Source organism: Lactococcus sp. NH2-7C (assembly GCF_029953655.1).
Classification (GTDB): Bacteria; Bacillota; Bacilli; order Lactobacillales; family Streptococcaceae; genus Lactococcus; species Lactococcus lactis.
In genome coordinates, this window is sequence record NZ_CP124538.1 from 1,319,270 (window position 1) to 1,338,449 (window position 19,180).

General features: G+C 36.0%; 16 protein-coding genes and 1 rRNA gene. 4 read left to right on the top strand and 13 right to left on the bottom strand.

Annotation, left to right across the window (positions count from 1 at the left end; genetic code table 11):
• Positions 1-55: 55 nt before the first annotated feature.
• The 3 genes from QJV49_RS06625 to QJV49_RS06635 form a co-directional block, all read right to left on the bottom strand.
• Complete coding sequence (locus tag QJV49_RS06625) at positions 56-1,276, bottom strand: MFS transporter (RefSeq protein WP_225512969.1); 1,221 nt, start codon at positions 1,274-1,276, stop codon at positions 56-58.
• 81 nt (positions 1,277-1,357) lie between these two features.
• Positions 1,358-2,584, bottom strand: a complete 1,227-nt coding sequence (lmrP, locus tag QJV49_RS06630) for a multidrug efflux MFS transporter LmrP (protein ID WP_225512970.1) — start codon at positions 2,582-2,584, stop codon at positions 1,358-1,360.
• 188 nt (positions 2,585-2,772) lie between these two features.
• Complete coding sequence (locus QJV49_RS06635) at positions 2,773-4,119, bottom strand: glucose-6-phosphate isomerase (protein ID WP_010906353.1); 1,347 nt, start codon at positions 4,117-4,119, stop codon at positions 2,773-2,775.
• Between the two features lie 343 nt (positions 4,120-4,462).
• Here QJV49_RS06635 and QJV49_RS06640 point away from each other — a divergent pair, with 343 nt between their 5' ends.
• Positions 4,463-4,969, top strand: coding sequence for a YkgJ family cysteine cluster protein (locus QJV49_RS06640; RefSeq protein ID WP_225512980.1), 507 nt, complete (start codon positions 4,463-4,465; stop codon positions 4,967-4,969).
• Between the two features lie 33 nt (positions 4,970-5,002).
• Here QJV49_RS06640 and QJV49_RS06645 read toward each other — a convergent pair whose 3' ends face one another.
• The gene (locus QJV49_RS06645) at positions 5,003-5,848 is read right to left on the bottom strand and encodes an NAD(P)H-binding protein (RefSeq protein WP_225512971.1); all 846 of its coding nucleotides are present in this window, start codon (positions 5,846-5,848) and stop codon (positions 5,003-5,005) included.
• A gap of 172 nt (positions 5,849-6,020) precedes the next feature.
• Here QJV49_RS06645 and QJV49_RS06650 point away from each other — a divergent pair, with 172 nt between their 5' ends.
• Together QJV49_RS06650 and QJV49_RS06655 are read left to right on the top strand one after the other, a co-directional pair.
• Positions 6,021-6,353 (top strand): helix-turn-helix domain-containing protein, encoded by a 333-nt coding sequence (locus QJV49_RS06650; RefSeq protein WP_023164672.1) that lies wholly within the window; start codon positions 6,021-6,023, stop codon positions 6,351-6,353.
• A gap of 112 nt (positions 6,354-6,465) precedes the next feature.
• Positions 6,466-6,798: a hypothetical protein gene (locus QJV49_RS06655; RefSeq protein ID WP_281449115.1), complete on the top strand. Its 333-nt coding sequence runs from the start codon at positions 6,466-6,468 to the stop codon at positions 6,796-6,798.
• A 36-nt stretch (positions 6,799-6,834) separates the two neighbouring features.
• Here the strand turns inward: QJV49_RS06655 and QJV49_RS06660 are convergent, their stop codons facing one another.
• The 8 genes from QJV49_RS06660 to QJV49_RS06695 form a co-directional block, all read right to left on the bottom strand.
• Entirely contained in the window at positions 6,835-9,477 is a 2,643-nt protein-coding gene (locus QJV49_RS06660; protein ID WP_225512973.1) for a valine--tRNA ligase, read from the bottom strand.
• 255 nt (positions 9,478-9,732) lie between these two features.
• Positions 9,733-10,389 (bottom strand): FusB/FusC family EF-G-binding protein, encoded by a 657-nt coding sequence (locus tag QJV49_RS06665; RefSeq protein WP_015427198.1) that lies wholly within the window; start codon positions 10,387-10,389, stop codon positions 9,733-9,735.
• Between the two features lie 255 nt (positions 10,390-10,644).
• On the bottom strand, positions 10,645-10,893 hold the full coding sequence (locus QJV49_RS06670; RefSeq protein ID WP_003132639.1) for a DUF1912 family protein: 249 nt from the start codon (positions 10,891-10,893) through the stop codon (positions 10,645-10,647).
• 38 nt (positions 10,894-10,931) lie between these two features.
• Positions 10,932-11,276 carry an MmcQ/YjbR family DNA-binding protein gene (locus QJV49_RS06675; RefSeq protein ID WP_225512974.1) on the bottom strand — a complete coding sequence of 115 codons (345 nt, stop codon included), beginning with the start codon at positions 11,274-11,276 and terminating at the stop codon, positions 10,932-10,934.
• Positions 11,277-11,786, bottom strand: coding sequence for a GNAT family N-acetyltransferase (locus QJV49_RS06680; RefSeq protein ID WP_225512975.1), 510 nt, complete (start codon positions 11,784-11,786; stop codon positions 11,277-11,279).
• 155 nt (positions 11,787-11,941) lie between these two features.
• A complete protein-coding gene (locus QJV49_RS06685; RefSeq protein ID WP_225512976.1) occupies positions 11,942-12,649 on the bottom strand; it encodes a B3/4 domain-containing protein in 708 nt (235 codons plus the stop codon).
• A 55-nt stretch (positions 12,650-12,704) separates the two neighbouring features.
• Positions 12,705-14,246: a 23S rRNA (uracil(1939)-C(5))-methyltransferase RlmD gene (gene rlmD, locus QJV49_RS06690; RefSeq protein ID WP_003132635.1), complete on the bottom strand. Its 1,542-nt coding sequence runs from the start codon at positions 14,244-14,246 to the stop codon at positions 12,705-12,707.
• 227 nt (positions 14,247-14,473) lie between these two features.
• Positions 14,474-17,809, bottom strand: coding sequence for a mucin-binding protein (locus QJV49_RS06695; RefSeq protein ID WP_225512977.1), 3,336 nt, complete (start codon positions 17,807-17,809; stop codon positions 14,474-14,476).
• Between the two features lie 285 nt (positions 17,810-18,094).
• On the opposite strand from QJV49_RS06695, the gene recX reads away from it, so the two are divergent.
• On the top strand, positions 18,095-18,910 hold the full coding sequence (recX, locus tag QJV49_RS06700; protein ID WP_225512978.1) for a recombination regulator RecX: 816 nt from the start codon (positions 18,095-18,097) through the stop codon (positions 18,908-18,910).
• 99 nt (positions 18,911-19,009) lie between these two features.
• Here recX and rrf read toward each other — a convergent pair.
• Positions 19,010-19,125, bottom strand: a 5S ribosomal RNA gene (rrf, locus tag QJV49_RS06705).
• Between the last annotated feature and the right edge of the window lie 55 nt (positions 19,126-19,180).

The following is a 19,180-nucleotide window of genomic DNA, read 5'->3' on the forward strand; positions in this document are numbered from 1 at the left end:
TCTCAAATCAGAATTTCATTCTAACTTTTGAAACTTATTTTTACCTATATTTAACTCATGAATGACTTTCATGCATCCGAATTGCTCCTAGTGAGGGCAGCACCCCTAATACAATAATGAAAAACATGAAGATGGTCATCCCAATATTTCCATAAAGACTTGAGAGGGACACAAGGATTCCTGACAAGACCGAAGCAATAGGCTGAGTCACTGAAAAAGCTCCTGTATAAGTTCCCACTTGGTCTCCGTCCATTAAATCGGCCCGCAGAGCCTGTGAAAATGGAACCAAAATCATTTCACCAATTGTTGCTATCAATGCTGCAACCAGTTCCCAAGTTAAATCACGACCAAGAAATGCAATCATGAATCCCAAACCTTGCAAAATAATTCCAATGGATATTCCACTACTTCGTGACCAATTTTTAGTTAGTTTATTGACTCTCCCCATAAACAATACGATAACTAAGGTATTGACCATTAGGAAAATTGTCAACATCCGTTGTCCATAAACTTCAATTCCAAAAATCCTTGCTGTTCTAAAACTATCACTCAAATGGACGGGAAGATAATAATCAATTTGATTAAAAATCATCGCAATAAAGATAGAAGCAAATAAATAATACATGAAAATACGGTCTTTAGCAACTGTGAAATAAGCTTTAATAATATTTGATTCTTGCTTATGCTGCTGAGTATCTGGATTGAAGGATTCATCAATCCAAAAAATTACAACCAAACAACTAACGATTTCTTCAATTGTGATAGCTAAAAGTAACCAAACCAAATAATCTCGGAAAAACCAGCCTGAAAGTCCTGAACCAATCATGATTGCAAAATTGATAATCCAATATTGAATACTATAAACGACTCGCCGATTTTCACTTGTTGTCAAATCTACAATCATCGCTTGACTTGCGGTGTTAAAAAAGCCAAAACCAAAATTGATAATAAGAAATCCTAAAAAAGTGACCCAAGGATTGAAGTAAAAAGATGAGTTTGCAAATGTTGCTAAAGCTCCACCAAAACCAGTAATGGCAGTTGAGAAAATCATCACAGGTCTTCGTCCCTGAACGTCGGACAAATGGCCAGCATAAAGCCCAACCAAGAAAACCATGACTGAACTAATGACTAAAAGTAATCCCGTGATTCCTGCTCCCATATATTTATTGTAGTAAATTGTCATTGAGCCACCCACTGTACTAAAGCAAAGCGTCCCAAAAAAATTCATAATTAAACGAATTTTAAGCGTTGGATGTAATCCAAAAAAATCTTTCATTTTATTTCTTTCTGTTTTTATCAATAAAAAATCTATCTTGACCCCTCTTCAAGATAAATTCTTTTTTTAGAGGTCATTTTTTTAATTAATTTTTGTTTTCTGGTGTCTATTTACAGCAATAAGTACTAAAATAATCGCTAGAACTTCAGTTAATGCTAAGACTAAAGAAACTCCTGTTGCTTTAATCATTGGTGAAATCGAAACAAGTAAACCGGCAAGAATGGAGGCAATTGGCATCTTAATTGCGGCAACGCCATTGTAAGAACCAATTTTTTCTGGATTCATCAAATCTGCACCTAAAGTTTGAACACTTGGTGTATAAACAATTTCACCTAAAGTATAAACGATACCGGCAATGAAAATAGGTGTAAACGTCGTTGTCAAAAATGAAAAAATCATCCCAATTGCCATAAATAAACTCCCCCAAATAAATCCTTTTTGGTGTGACCAGTCCTTGGTCAAGCGATTTAGGGTGGTCATTAATAGAACCACTAACACACAAGCTAAAATCAAATAAATCGTAAGCATCCGTTGTCCATAGATTTCAAAACCAAAAAAAGTGATTGTTTTAAAACTATTTGATAAATGAACAGGCAAAAAATTATCAAATTGCATGATAATAAAAGTAGTCCCAATATTAGCTCCCATAAAAATCATATAAGTCTTATCTTGTAGCACTGTCTTATAGGCCTGAAAAATATTTTCTGCTTCCTCTTTGGCCTTTACAATCGGTCTAAAAGTTTCAGTCATTACAAAAGTAGTTAAGAAAAATGAGACTAAGACGGTTAAAAGTAAAATCACTAAAAGTGCTTCAAATGCTGGTCTAAAAAGCCAAGCACCTAATGCTGCTCCTAAAATAACTGACAAGTTTTGCGCCCAATAATCCAACATAAAAACAACTTTACGATTTTCAGCATTCGATGCATCAATAATCATGGCATTTCCTGCAGTAATCACAAAATTATAACCAAAACTAATTAGTAAAAAAGCAATAAAAGTGGACCACGGATTCACGTGACCAGGTAAGTTTGAGGCAATAGCTAAAAGAGCACCCAAAAGTTGAATCACTGTCCCAAAAACCATCACTGGTTTTCGACCATTTCGGTCAGCAAAAAAGCCTGCAAGAATTCCAGCGACAAAAGTGGCCACCGCAGATAAGGCAAGCAAAATCCCTGTAATGGCACTTCCCAAATGTTGATTATAATAAATGGTCATTGAAGAAAAAACGGTGCCATATGAAAAGGCACCTAAGAAAACAATTCCTAAACGGAGTTGCAAATTTTTGTCTAAATTCCAAAACTCTTTCATATTATTCCTTAAATTTTCCGATTTTTTTAATTTATCTATAATTGTAGCACAAATAATAAACAAAAACTAGGTAGATTTTTAAAAGTTGTTAATAAAATACAGAGATTGAAAATATAACTTATGAAAATATACAAAAAATCACTGACAGAAATCTTGTCAGTGATTTTTATGACACTTTTAATCAAAGATTAAAGGCGGTCATTCAATTCTTTGCTGAGTTCTTCAAATCCTGGTTTACCAAGAAGAGCGAACATATTTTTCTTGTAAGCTTCAACACCTGGTTGGTTGAATGGGTTAATTCCGTTCAAGTAACCAGAAACACCTATAGCAAGTTCAAAGAAGTAAATTGCATATCCAAGTGTGAATTCGTCTTGTTCTGGCAATGTCACGATCATGTTTGGAACATTTCCGTCAGTGTGAGCAAGAAGCACACCGTCAGCTGCTTTTTTGTTAACGAAGTCAACATCTTTACCTTGTAAGTATCCAAGTCCATCAAGGTCAGCGTCAAGTTCTGGAATGTTGATGTTTTTACGTGGTTTTTCAATACGGATTGCTGTTTCAAAAACAGTACGTGTTCCTTCTTGAATCCATTGTCCTAATGAGTGAAGGTCTGTTGAGAAGTTAGCTGAAGTTGGGTAAATTCCTTTTTGGTCTTTCCCTTCTGATTCACCAGCCAATTGTTTCCACCATTCTGAGAAATATTGAAGGCTTGGTTCGTAATTGATCAAGATTTCTGAGAATTTGCCTTTACGATAAAGGATATTGCGAAGTGCAGCATATGCGTAAGCATCATTTTCATGAACATTTGTAGAAGTGTATTCTTTACGCGCAGCGTTAGCACCTTCCATCAAAGCTGTGATATCAGCACCTGAAGCTGCGATTGGCAAAAGACCAACAGCTGTCAATACTGAGAAACGTCCACCAACTGAATCTGGAACAACAAAAGTTTCCCAGTTATTTGCGTCAGCATTAACTTTTACAGCACCTTTTTCTTTATCAGTTGTTGCATAAATACGTTTGTTTGCTTCTTCACGACCGTATTTTTTAACTAACATTTCTTCGAAGACACGGAAAGCAATCGCTGGTTCTGTTGTTGTACCTGATTTAGAGATTACATTTACAGAGAAATCTTTGTCAGCAACGTAATCTACAAGGTCAGCCAAGTATGATGAAGAAATTGAGTTACCAGCATAAAGAATACGTGGTGCTTTACGTTCTTCGGCAGTTTGCAAGTTAACAAAGCTGTTGCTCAAAAAGTCAATTGCTGCACGTGCACCGAGGTATGAACCACCGATACCGATAACAATAAGAACTTCTGAATCAGATTGAATTTTTTTAGCTGCTTTTTGAATACGAGCAAATTCTTCTTTGTCGTAATCTTCAGGAAGGTCAAGCCATCCGATATAATCGCTCCCAGCACCTTTTCCTTCGTGGAGCAATTTAGCTGCCCCGTCGATTTGCCATTGGATTTCGTCTAATTCATTTTCAGCTACAAATGGAGTGAGTTTTGAATAGTCAAATTTAATATGAGCCATTTTAATTCCTTTCAATTTCTCGTTTTTTACGAGAATTTAGCTATTGAAGAACGACAACTTTTGCATTGTTTTATCTTCGAATTTTCTAGTTCATTTTATCACTTTTTCGGCTTTTTAACAATACTAAAGGTTATGTAAGCGCTTATTTGTTTAGCTTTCCAGCTCTGAAACTTTTCCAGCTCTGAGACAGCTTTTTTCGTAAAAATTTAGTTTAAGATTTCAATGAATAATTATTGTTATCAAAAGATTTACTGATAAGTTGACTCCCAATTTTTTTGAGGGTGTCAAATCTCTTTGACGACTGACAAATCAGTCTTTCATGCAAATTTTTGCTAAAATATTAATGATGAAATATACATTTGAAATTGACCTTGACCGTTATAAAAATCTAGCCCAACAAAAACAAAAGACACATAAGAAATTTTTAGCTGGGCTTGCCAAAAAACCACCAAAGCAATTAGATAAAATCGTTAAAGAAGTTCATGAAGAAGTTTTTTTAGAAATTGACTGCACCAAATGTGCTAATTGTTGCAAGACCTTAGGCCCTCTTTGGACAGAGGCCGATATTGAACGCGTCTCAAAACATTTAAAAATGAAAGTGAGTGACTTTGAAGCCACTTATCTGCGAACTGACGAAGATGGTGACAAAGTTTTTCAAACCATGCCTTGTCAGTTTCTTGGTTCTGACAATCTCTGTAGTATTTACGAAGTTCGTCCTAAAGCTTGTCGCGAATTTCCCCATACTGACCGTAAAAAGATTTATCAAATCAACAATTTAACGATAAAAAATACACTTTACTGTCCAGCTGCTTATGAATTTGTTGAGAAATTATCTTATAAACTCAAATAAAAATTACTGACAGCTCTGTCAGTAATTTTTTTATTATGCCAAAAGTTCTTTCAAAGCTTCTTTTGTATCTGTCAGTGAATGTCCCAAGGCTTCTTCAAAATCTTTAGATTCCACATCTAAATCTTTTGCTTCAATATCTTTTTGGAATCCAAGGAAAAGTTCTGCTACAAAATCTGGAAGTCCAGTTTCAACTAAATGACTGACAAAAGCTTTGTCATCAGCTGCGACTACTTCAAATTCCTTATCAGAAACTGCTTTGAGTGCTTGAGCAAGTTCGGCGTAGGTCAATCTTTTTCCTGAAAGCTCCAAAACTTCTGGAAAATCTGCTCCCGCAAGTGCTTTTGCCCCAACTTCTGAGTATTCGCGTTTCAAAGCCCATCCCACTTTACCTGTTGGTGCATTGTAAACAAATTTTCCAGTTGAAAGTGCAGCAGCAATAATTGGCATTTCATTTTCAAAGTACCAGTTATTACGTAAAAATGTGTGGGCAATTCCTGATTTTTCAATCGCCTTTTCAGTATAAATATGGTCAGCAGCTAAGTCACTTGTTGCCGTTTCTGTTTGAGGAAAACTTGTATAAGCAATATAAGAAATCCCAGCACTTTTGGCTGCATCAACCACATTTTGATGCTCAGCTTGACGATTTCCCGGCGCTCCTGAAACAAAAAGCAAACGGTCAATTCCTGTAAATGCTTGTTCTAAAGCAATTAAATCTGAATAATCTGCCAAACGTACATCAAAACCTGCCGCTTTGAGTGGGGCTGCTTTTTCTTCTGTGCGAGCCAAAACCGCAATATCAGAAATTGGAACCAATTCTTTCAAAAATCCGAGTGCATAAGTACCGTATCCACCTGTCGCACCTGTTACTAAATATTTCATGTTAAATCCTCCATTTATTTATTATTTTATATCTTATAAAGTAGCTTGCTTTTTTGACTACCTAAGTGTATAATATCATTGTACTACCACTATGTAAAGTAAGCACTTGAAAATTAGATACATCCCTTTTATATACTATTGTATAATATCAGCGATTTGAGGTAATAAAAAAATGAAAAAAATTTCTGAACTTCCAGATTGTCCTGTTGAAACAGCACTTGTTTTGATGGGCGACCGCTGGAAAATGCTCATTGTCCGTGATTTATTAGAGCGAACCATGCGCTTTGGCGAACTTCAACGTTCAGTTGGACATATTTCACAAAAAGTTTTGACCCAACATTTACGTGCCCTCGAAGAAAGCGGGCTGGTTCATCGTGAAGTCTATGCAGAGGTGCCTCCTCGTGTTGAATATTCACTGACAGAACTTGGAAGAACTCTCAAACCAATCCATGATACGATGGCAGCTTGGGGAAATCTTTATAAAAAAGAAATCAGCAAAGCTTAGAGATAAAAATTACTGACAGGAAATTCTGTCAGTAATTTTTGTTTAATCATTTATAAATTTCTGCGCACTTTTTCTTAAAAAGAATTATAATAAAAGTAAGTATGGAGGTTTGATGATGTCAAAAAATACTAAATTTTATAAATTTGGTCTTATTCTTAGTATCTTCTTAGTGTTTTTAACTTTTGTCAGTACAATTATTTGCTCAATCCTATCTGTAAATTTCGTCAGAATTTCTGCCATCTTAGAATGCTTTAGCATTGCATTACTACTCTTCTTTTTTCAGAAATATGGTGAACAAACGGTCAGTAAAGAAACTGATTTCTGGACTCCACGAAAATTTAATTTAGGCGTAAGTATTAATCCACATACAAAATCTAGTAAAAGAATCACTGCTTTCCTTATTTTATTTTTTGTTCTCTTAGGAATTTTTTTGATTTTACTCTAAAAAAACCAGTAGCTTAAAAGTTACTGGTTTTTTATATTAGTTTTCTTTCAATTCTGCAATACGAGCTTTCACAGTATCGAATTTTTCTTGATAATCAGCTAATTTATCTTTTTCTTTTTGAACAACTTCTGCTTTAGCATTCGCCACAAAACGTTCATTACCCAATTTTTTATTCACTAAATCTAACTCTTTTTGCCATTTAGCCAATTCTTTTTCAAGTCGAGCAATTTCTTCTTCGATGTTAATCAAACCGGCCAATGGTAAGTATAATTCTGCTCCAGTAATGACCGCTGACATCGCTTGTTCTGGAACCGCCAAGTCTTTAGCAATTGTTAATTCCGAAGGATTAGTGAAACGGCTGATATAAGGAGAAACAGCATTCAAGAAATCTGCATGTTCAGATTTAATCAACATTGGAACAGCTTTAGACAATGGAGTATTAACCTCAGCACGAATATTACGAACGGCTGTAATTAATTCAATTAACATCGCCACACCTTCGCTTGCTTTGTCATCATTAAATTCTGGACGTACTTTTGGATATTCGGCAACAACAATTGAACCAGAAGTGTTTGGTAATTTTTCAAAGATTTCTTCAGTGAAGAAAGGCATAATTGGGTGTAATAGACGTAAAACTTGATCTAAAACATGGAGCAATACTGCACGTGTAATGTCTTTTTCAGCTTCATCCTCACCAAACATGACTTCTTTTGTTAATTCCAAATACCAGTTTGCAAACTCATCCCAAATGAAATTGTAAAGAATATGACCAGCAACACCAAATTCAAATTTATCCATTTGTTCAGTCACGCGCCGGGCAGTATCATTCAAACGTGTCAAAATCCAACGGTCAGTGACATTACCAGCAGTTTTATTTGCAACTTTTGTCAAAGCCGAAGAAACAGCATCAGCGCTGACATCTTCTGCATTCATCAAAATATAACGTGAAACATTCCAAATTTTATTGATGAAATTCCAAGCGGCATCCATTTTATCATAAGAAAAACGTACATCTTGTCCTGGTGCAGAACCATTTGATAGGAACCAACGGAGTGCATCAGCTCCATACTTTTCAATCACATCCATTGGGTCAATTCCGTTACCGAGCGATTTAGACATTTTACGTCCTTCTTCGTCACGAATCAAACCATGAATCAAAACATTGTGAAATGGTGATTTACCAGTGAATTCTAAAGATTGGAAAATCATGCGTGAAACCCAGAAGAAGATAATATCATAACCTGTTACAAGGGTACTTGTTGGGAAATAACGTTTGAAGTCTGCTGAGTTTTCGTCTGGCCAACCCATTGTTGAAAACGGCCACAAAGCTGAACTAAACCAAGTATCAAGTACATCGGCATCTTGTGTCCAACCTTCTCCCTCAGGTGCTTCTTCACCAACATACATTTCACCCGCTTCATTATACCAAGCTGGAATTTGATGTCCCCACCAAAGTTGACGTGAAATAACCCAATCATGAACATTTTCCATCCATTGCATGAAAGTATCATTGAAACGTGGCGGATAAAATTCTACTGCATCTTCTGTTGTTTGATTAGCAATTGCATTCTTAGCTAATTCGTCCATTTTGACAAACCATTGTGTTGATAAACGTGGTTCAACAACCACTCCTGTTCGCTCTGAGTGCCCAACTTCATGGCGGACTGGTTTTATATCAACCAACTGCCCCAATTCCTTGAGGTCAGCAACAATTTGTTTGCGGGCTTCAAAACGGTCAAGTCCTTCATATTTTCCACCATTTTCATTGATGGTTCCGTCATTGTTCATCATGTTAATCATTGGCAAATCATGACGCATCGCAACTTCAAAGTCATTAGGGTCATGTGCAGGTGTAATTTTTACAACCCCAGTTCCTTTTTCCATATCAGCATGGTCATCTGTCAAAATCGGAATGACACGATTAATGATTGGGAGGATAACATTTTTGCCCACTAAATGTTTATAGCGTTCATCTTTTTCATTGACGATAACAGCTGTATCACCAAGGAAAGTTTCTGGGCGTGTTGTGGCAATTTCAACAAACTCATCACTTCCTTCAATTTGGTAAGTGATGTGGTAAAAAGCCCCATCAATTTCTTTGTGAATGACCTCAATGTCTGACAAAGCAGTCATCGCTTTTGGATCCCAGTTGATGAGTTTTTCGCCACGATAAATCCAACCTTTATTATAAAGTTGGACAAAAACTTTACGAACCGCTTGCGAAAGTCCTTCATCAAGAGTAAAACGTTCACGAGAATAATCAACAGAAATCCCCATTTTTCCCCATTGTTCCTTGATGGTTGCAGCATATTCATCTTTCCACTCCCAAACTTTATCAAGGAATTTTTCACGTCCAAGATCTTGTGGTAAAATACCATCTTCGGCAAGACGGGCAGCAACTTTTGCTTGAGTGGCAATCCCCGCATGGTCCATTCCTGGCAACCAAAGCGTATCAAAACCTTGCATCCGTTTTTGGCGAATGATGATGTCTTGTAACGTTGTATCCCAAGCATGACCCAAGTGGAGTTTTCCTGTCACATTTGGTGGTGGAATAACGATGCTATAAGGCTCTGCATCGGGATTTCCAGAAGGTTTGAAAACATCAGCTTCAAGCCATTTTTCGTAGCGTCCTGCCTCAACCTCTGTCGGGTTGAATTTTGGGGTTAGTTCGTTTGTCATGTTCTTCTCCTTTGGGTACAAAAAAAGCACCCTGATTTATTCTCCAGGGTGCTTCCGCACGGTACCACCTGATTTTCGTCAATTGACGACACTCATTTTATGCCTTAATTTTCTTGAAATGACGCAACCTTCATAAAGTTTGACTGAACACTTTCACCAGCCGTGTTCTCTCTATAAGTCTTGCTTTATTACTCCTCGTCAACTTGCTTTTATTTTAGCAGAATTCTTGTTTTTTTACAAGATACTTCTAAATTTTTATTTTTCTTTAATGATTTCTAAAAAATGCTCCAAGCCTTCTTTGGCTTGAATTTGCTGATTACATTGTTCAGAATCTAAGCAAATATAGGTACCATTTTTAGTATAGGTCCCGTCTGCGCCTCTTTTTGTTGTCGCTAGAAATTGAGTGACGATACTTGTTTTTTGGCAAATGGCACAGATATTTTTCATACTGCCAGAGATACTGCCATAGAAACCACGCCCGTCAGCGGTCAAAAGATATTTTCGGCCACTGGAAACTTCATTCCAAGCAAAGTAAGTGACATCACGTAAATCCCATTGACTTGTCGCTGGAATTTTTAACTTTTTAACTTTTTTGAAAGCTTTTTTCATTTGAGCTTCGCTCGGTAAATGAAAAGCTTCGACTAAAGTTTTAAGTTCTGTCAGTAATTTTTCAGCTTGTTCTCTTGATAATTTAGGATTATCAATGGCTGATAAGTATTCTTGAATAGCAACTTTTACTGACAGATTATTTTCACTGACAAGACTGTCAGCATTTTCAGCGATTTGCAAAATTTCTGTGGCGACTTGGGCGTAAACTGCCTCAACTGTCGATTTATCATTGACAGAGTGATAGACATTGACCAGGTCAAAGGTCAGGTATTTAATTCGATTATATTCATATGGTTTTAACATTTTCTTATTCCTTAAGATGTGAACCCGACTGCTTTGAAGTTATGAAAATTGAGAAAATGTGGTTCTGTGCAAGACACAGGTTCCATTTTGTCTATTTTCATCCACTTCAAGGAGGGTGAACTAAATTTGTTCTTATCCGCAAAGAAATAAGACTTTGCGGTAATCTAAGCGAGAGCTCTTACTCGCACTTGATTACCAACCATCTTCTTAAAATTCATTTGAATCTCCTTTTATCTAATGGTTAGAAGTCACTCATTAAAATGTTTTTGTTCCAAAATCCGGAACGTCATGGAAATCTTTACCATTTTTGTAGTTTTCAAATTTTCCTTGCAAAAATTGGTAAGCGTCTAAACGACTTTCATAGCGAATAGCTGCTTCTTTCGCTTCTTTTTTACCGTCTTCTGTGGCAATTTTTTCAGCTGCTTTCATGGCAAGTTCAGAAATTTGAACTTGTTGGTCCACCCATTCTTGAAAATCTTTTAAAAAATTTTGTTCGTAAGTCATTTTTTCTCCTATTAAAATTCAGAGCTGTTGGCTCATCATTATCTTTTGGGTTTGATTAAATCATAGCTTTGCTCAACCATTTTGCAAACTTGCTCATCAGCAACATCTCCATCAAGCAAAACATCATTCCAATGCGTTTTATTCATGTGAAATGCTGGATTAATATCCACAAAGAAATCTCGCAATTCGATTGCGATTTCTGGCTTCTGCTTGATTGCGATATTGACTCGGCCTTCTCGCTCAGAAATATAAGCAAATGATTTTTTATTCTTTAGATGTCGCATCACTACCGTCGGCTGACCCTTCTCCATTTTGGCAAAGGGAGTATCTGCAAAAGTCGGCCCAAGAGACAAGCAAAAATCAATAAGTTCTTTTTTATTCATCTATTTATTGAGCTCCAATTGATAAGCAAAACGGTCACCTTCAAATTGAACAAGCCCTCGTTTTACAAAGCCTTCACGTTCAAAGACATGTTGCATCAATTTATTGACCGGGTGGGTATCTAGGCGAAAATCAGAGTATCCTTTAGATAACATCAAGGTAAAAATATTTGAAAATAGATATTTTGTCAAAGATTGTCCACGAAATTCGTTAGATAAAGCAATTCGATGAATAGTCACATAATCAAAATTTTGATTTGACCAAGCGCCGTCAGTAATTTGAGTATAAGCTGGTTCTTCACCTGTAATAATTGCACAATAACCAGCTATTTTATCATCAGCTAGCAAGACATAGGCCTGTTCTTTCGCAAAATCCTCTTCAATATCAAAAACAGCTGGATAAGCATTTTGCCATTGGTCACTGCCAGAATCAGCCAAAAAAGCTCTTGCTTCTTCAATAATTTTCATAATTGAAAGCAAATCTTTCGGGCCTGCTTTTCTCATATAAATCATATACAACCTCAGATTTTTTCTATTTTATCATAAAAATAATTAATGACAGAACCGTCAGATTTACTGACGGCTCTTTTTTATTGACAGTATCATCAACTTTCCTACTAAAACTCTTATCTGTCAGTAAATCTAATTTTTTTAGATGTCATAAAACGCTAGTCTAAAGAAATTTCTGGATTTTCTTTAGTGACTAGGAGGACTTCTGCTGTTCCTCCTAAGTATTTTTCACTCAATTCAGCTAATTTTTGCGTTGCAGCCTCTAAAACTTGACCGCGTTCAGGGTCGACAGATTCAATAATCAAAAAAGCATTTTTGGTTTGTTCTGTCAGCATCGTTCTTTGACCATCACGCCAATTCCATGAACGACAAACTGCCCCTTCATCATCAAGATAGCAGATTTCGCCAGGCAGGGCATTGTCAGCTTCATCATCACCCAAAGCCAAGAAATGTTCGCCACCAGCAGCTTTTGTCAAACGTAGATTTCCTGCAAAAGTATCAATATCCTCACCACCAGCAGGTAGTCCATAGTTCAAACTAATACTATTGTAAATATCAACCAAAGGATTAATCGAGCCCACAGCTTTACCTTTATCTACTCGTTTAAGCAGATTTTCAATCGAACTTCTAGCCCCTTTTTTTGTTTTAAATTGTTGATAAGCCTTGCGCCAAACAGAGACTACAGGATTTTCACTAAAAACAGCCGCTTCTAAAAATTGCTCTGCATTTTCATTCGCTTCAGCAAGATTTTTTTTGATGTCAACACTTGATTCCATACTATTATCAATATTTTTAGCTAAAACAATTCCAATTTTTGTCTCAGGAAAAAGTTCCCAAAATTCAGGTTCAACTATAAATTTTTTCATTTTTTCTCTCATTTTTTCTAAAAGTTACTGATAAAAATTCTGTCAGCAAAATTTCTCAATATTTACCATATTTTTGCGGACGACGTCCACGTTTTTTACCTTTAGCAAAAGCTTCAGCTTTACGTTCTTCTTCCAAATGTTCAAATTTAACAATTTTCAAAGGTTCATCACGTTTTGTCAATTTAACAACTGCTTCAGTTCTTGCTGTATGTGGGAACATATCCACAGATTGGATGTATTCTACTTTATAATAATTGGCCAAAACGACTAAATCTTTTGCCAAAGTTGAAACGTTACAGCTGACATAAACCATTTTTTCTGGTGGGAATTTAGTAATTGTTTCAAGCAATGCATCATCAAGCCCTGTACGTGGTGGGTCAACAATCATTGCAGTTGCTCTATGACCAGATTTGTTCCAGTTTGGAATAATTCGCTCCGCTTTACCAATTTCATAGTGGCAATTTTTAAGACCCAATCGTTTGGCATTTTCACGCGCATCAAAAATTGATTCTGGTGTAATATCCATTCCATGAACCGATTTTACTTTTTTAGCCACCGCAAAACCAATCGTACCTACACCACAGTAAGCATCAATGACACGGTCATCTTTTTTAGGATTCAAAGCCTTAACTGCTTCACCATAAAGTACATTGGCTTGCTCAGAGTTCAATTGATAGAAAGCACGAGGACTTAATTCAAATTCATAATCCAAAACGCCTTCGGTAATTGTTTCTTTTTCATTGAACAAAATTTGTGTGCGTTCGCCATAAATTTCACTGGTTTTTCTTGGGTGGAAATTGACCGCAACCGTCACAATTTCTTCAAATTCTTCTGTCAGTGCTGACAACATTTTATCAAATTTAACAAAAGAATTTTTTTGACGTTTTGAAGGTTCTTCACGTAATTCTGGCCAAACTTGACCGTCCAAAATAATTGGTGTTGAAGTCACAAAAATAATTTGTACTTCGCCTGTTTTTTGTGAACGACGAACCATGACCGTACGAATTCCGCCGATTTTACGTTCATCATATACAGGTAAATCAAATTTTTCAATCAAACGGCAAATGTGATTGATAATTTCTTGGGTTTTCGGATCTTGAACCAAACAGTTATCTAGGTTAACCAAATGATGCGTTCCTTCTTGATAAAGTCCCGCAATCACTGTTCCGTCATTCAAACGACGCACTTGAAACTGCAATTTGTTACGATAACCAAGTGTATTTTCCATTCCCAAAGTTGCACGTAATTCATAATTACGCCAACCTGCTGGTTTATATTTTTCTAAGGCCTGACGCATAACATCACGCTTAAATTCTAATTGCATTGGATAAGAAAGATGCATGATGTGAGATTGACTCATTTCATGATAAGCTCTATCCTGTGGTTTCACGCGGTTTGGAGATTTTTCAATAATCTTAACCAATTTTGCACGACTAAAATTTCTAGCATTTTCAGTAATTTCAACTAAAACTTCTTCCCCTGGAAGCGCATAAGGAATAAAAACAAGTCGTCCTGAAATGACGCCAATTCCCTCCCCATTTATCCCCATTCGCTCGATTTCGAGTTGAAGTTTCTGTCCTATTTTTAAATTTATCATTCTTTAATTTTTTTCCCTCTAGTTCGTCAATTAAATGACCATTTTCAATCCGTTATAAAAAATCACTAATAAAGGATTGTGTGATACACTATTATAACATTTCACAATTTCTTTTTGTAGTCTTTTTCTACTTGAATCCTAAAAGATTTGAACTTATTTTTTCATCTATGAATATTACTCTCCAAATAAAAAGCCTGACACTGTCAGACCTTTTATTTTTTCTTTAATTATTGTTTTTTACGTCTAAGTAAAAGAGCAAGTGGCGAAACAATCACTGCCATGATTCCTAGCAGAGTCAAAACAATTTGTGATTTTTGACTATCACCAGTACTTGGGAGAACATCTGCTGGTTTACTATCTTTAACAGCCTTAGCCGTAGGTGTAGGTGTTTTTGATTGATTGTCAGAAGACGGTTGACTTGGTTTATCTGGGCGAACTGGAGGAACGATAATTCCCGCAGGCACCTTATGATAAACGACAGTTCTTTCAATGTCCGCTGTATCTACCGTAATTCCTGTCATTTCATCAATCTTGAGTTGACTTGCGATGTAATCTTTAATGACTGGTGAAAGAACTGCAGCAAATTTTCCACCATTGTCAGCTGTCCAGTCACTATAAGTTTTCTCACCCGTCACTTTGTCAGTAGTGATTGTCCGACTAAAGACAATTGTTGCCTTATAGTTGTCAGCAGCCTTATCCCCATTATCATAAACATAATGAATGACTTCATTAACTGATTTATTTTCAGTCTCAACTACTGTGCCATGTTTTAATCTCACAACATAATGTTGAGGGTCATCAGCAAATTTAGTTCCATCTTTTGGATAATCATTTGAAACTAACTCGTAGCCCATGTCTGTATAAGTTTTGATATCTGCATCAGTAGTGTAGTTAGAAGAATCACCCGTTCCACCAGACAAATCTTTCGTAGTCAACACTTTTCCAGTCGTTTCATCAATATAAGTAATATCAATGGTTCCTTGATTTCGACTATAAGTTACCGTCACCGAAATATCTTTTGTATCAGAAGTAATTCCTGTCATTTCAGAAACTTTAAGTTGATCAGCCGTATAGCCATCAATCACCGGAGACGTCACTGACGCAAAACTATCACCATTGTCAGCTGTCCAGTCACTATAAGTTTTCTCACCCGTTACTTTGTCAGTAGTGATTGTCCGACTAAAATCAACTGTAGCATTATGGTCATCAGCTGCTTTACTTCCATTATCTTGGTAAACATAATGAATCACTTGATTGACCGATTTATTCTCAGTTACTTCTGTTATTCCATGTTTTAATCTCACAACATAGTGTTGAGGGTCATCAGTAAATTTAGTTCCATCTTTTGGATAATCATTTGAAACTAACTCGTAGCCCATGTCTGTATAAGTTTTGATATCTGCATCAGTAGTGTAGTTAGAAGAATCACCCGTTCCACCAGATAAATCTTTCGTAGTCAACACTTTTCCAGTCGTTTCATCAATATAAGTAATATCAATGGTTCCTTGATTTCGAGTATAAGTTACTGTCACCGAAATATCTTTTGTATCAGAAGTAATTCCTGTCATTTCAGAAACTTTAAGTTGATCAGCCGTATAGCCATCAATCACCGGAGATGTTACTGACGCAAAACTATCACCATTATCAGCCGTCCAGTTACCATAAGTTTTGTCATTCGTTACTTTATCAGTAGTAATTGTCCGACTAAAGTCAACCGTAGCATTGTGGTCAGTAGCTGCTTCACCTCCACCTTCATAAACATAATGAATCACTTGATTGACAGCTTTTTTATCAGTTGATTCTGTTAAGCCGTGTTTTAATTTTACTACATAGTGTTGTGGGTCATCCGTAAAGACCGTCCCACCACTTGGGTAATCATCAGAAACTAATTCATAGCCTTTATCTGTATATGCCTTGATATCATCAGCAGTTGTATAATTTGACGGATCATCCGTTCCACCAGATAAATCTTTTTTAGTCAGAACCTGACCAGTTGATTCATCAATGTAAGTCACATCAATCGTTCCTTGGTTACGTTTATAAACAACCTTCTTCTCAATATCTGCTGAATTAGCTGTGATTCCTGTCACTTCATCAATCTGAGTTTGGTCAGGTGTTTCTCCTTTTATAACTGGTGAAATGACTTTAGCAAAACTATCACCATTTTGTGCTTGCCAATCGCCATAAGTCTTTTCGCCAGTTACTTGATTGGTTGTCACACTTCTCGTAAAGTTCAATGGTGGAGCTTTATAATCATCTGCTGCCTTACTTCCATCTTCATAAACATAGTGGATTGTTTCATTTACTTGTTTTTGCTCAGAACTAACAACTAATTTTTGTTTCAAATTAACAACATAATGTTGAGGTGTATCCGCAAAGACTGTGCCACCACTTGGATAATTATCTGAAACCAATTCGTAACCCGCATCTGTATAAGATTTAATGGTGTCAGTTGTTGTGTAATTAGAAGGATCTCCTGTTCCACCAGATAAATCTTTTTTACTTAAAGTCTGTCCCGTTGTTTGATCAATATAAGTGACATCGATAGTTCCTTGATTCCGAGTATAAACATAATTCACGATTTGGTCATTGGCAGCATAATTCCCTGTAGTTGCTGCTCCATTTGAAACCTTAAACGTATAACCTGGAATAGTCTTTTGACTTGTCGCATATGGAGTATCAATATCTCCACTTGTTGTTTCTGACGGAGCAATCGTCTTTCCTTGTTCATCCACATAATTTGCAATAACAGTACCTTGAGCTACCGTATAAGTGAAATTAACATTGCGCAATTGTTGCAAATTCATAAGTGCTCCAGTTGAAGCTGCAATTGAGAAAGACATTGCTTGATTTGTTCCAATAAAGGAAGAAACATCTTCTGTCCATGTTTTCCCACCATAAGTAACTGACATCACTCTAGTTGCACCGTCATAGCTCATCGTAAAGTCTACAAAATTATTATTTGACGGTTCAGAAATACTCTGAGCACTAGAAGCTATTGTTTTAGCTTGTCCATTCAAACCATCAACAAAAGCTCCAAATGGTTTTCCTTTAAAGTTTGAAGGGTCAGGTGTAAAACTGTTCTCACCAACACCATTATAGTAAGTATCAAGCTTGAAACCAAAAGCTCCATTAACACCACCAATACCTGCAGCTCCACCAGGCGCTCCTACGACATTTGTATCACCAGGGTGGAAAAGAAAACCTACACCATCTGCTCCACCAGCATTCTGTGCTTTATCTCCTAAATTAATTTTTCCAGTGAAAGTAAAGTTTTGTGACATATCAACTTTAGTCTTCAAAGTTACATTTCCTGCTTGACTTGCTTTATTGGGCGTCAAAGTTTGAGTATAGGTAGTTAAATCATAATCAAATCCAGCAGCAGAACCATTTCTCTGAAAATAGGTTAAAAAATCTTTAGGAAGAACTGTAACCTCTCTAGAAGTAGCAGCATAAACCCTTTGTATTTTAAAAGAGTCAGGAAGGTTTGTTAAAACAATTCCGCCACTTGCGAGAAGTGTTAAAGTTCCCATAGTTAAGAAAGCACTCGATTTTTTCTTCATTTCTTCATCTCCGTCATATTTGTAGATAGTTTGTTATAATTTTACTACAAAAAAAGGAAAAAGGGGGTATTTTGTCTTATTTTTATTACATCATCTAAATTTATACTTTTTAAAAGTTTGGATAAACCATCAAAATCACGCTACGGAAGGGGTTTCATCTGTAATCATAAAGAAATAATCATATTTTACAAACAGGTTTATAAGCTACATTTGTATTTCATGTAATGATTTTACTACAAGTGTTATCAGTGACAAATTTTAATTAATTTCGTATATAATATAGATATGGGAAAAATCGTAGCAATAAAAAAATTAAAGCATCTTTACCTTGTAGACTTATCAGGTTTTGATGGAGAAGATGAAAAAATATATATTTCTGAGGATACAATCGTGCATTTCTTCCTCAATATTGACAAAGAAATTGAGCAATCAGATTTAGAAGATATAAGAGCCTATGACCAGTTTGCCCGAGGTAAAGCATTAGCCCTCTATTATATATCCTTTAAAATGAGAACCAGTTCGGAAGTAAGAAGATATCTTAGAGAACACGAGATTGAAGATAGCGAACAGATTGACGAAGTCATAAATGTCCTATCTGAAAATAATCTAATCAATGATAGGGACTATGCTGAAAACTATATTGAAGGAAAAATTTCAATGGCAAGTACAGGTCCCTATCAAATCAAACAAAAATTAATGGCAAAGGGAATTGATGCTAGTACTATTAGTGAAGCACTTTCTAATATTTATAATGAAGAAAAACAAATAGATATCGCATACAAACTTGCTGAAAAACTAAGTAGAACTCATGGACACAGATTAACTTTAAAACAACTGAACGATAAAATAATCCAAAACCTAATGAACAAAGGTTTTTCATATTCCATCTCTTCTATCGCTTTAGAATCTCTTGAATTAAAAGTAGACGAGCAAAATGAAGACGAATTACTCCATAATGAATTAGAAAAAATTGCTAAACGATACAGTAAAAACTATGAAGGATATGAACGTAAACAAAAAATAACACAGGCTCTTGCAAGAAAAGGTTTTTCATATGCCGCTATTAATAGTGCATTACACGACTATACATTTCCAGAATAAATAAAAAAGCCCTTTTGGGCTTTTTTATCTATTTCCTAACACTTTTATCTTGACTATTGTTAGCAGAATAAAAAAAGGAGCCCTAGCTCCTTCTGTTTCACTTGGCCACTTGCCTATCTCCCAGGGGGCAACCCCCAAGTACTTCCGCCGTAGATGGACTTAACTTCTGTGTTCGACATGGGAACAGGTGTATCTCCATCGCAATGATGACCAAATCATTAAATGTTACCTTGAACATTCAAAACTAAATAACAATTCTTCTAACTTCTA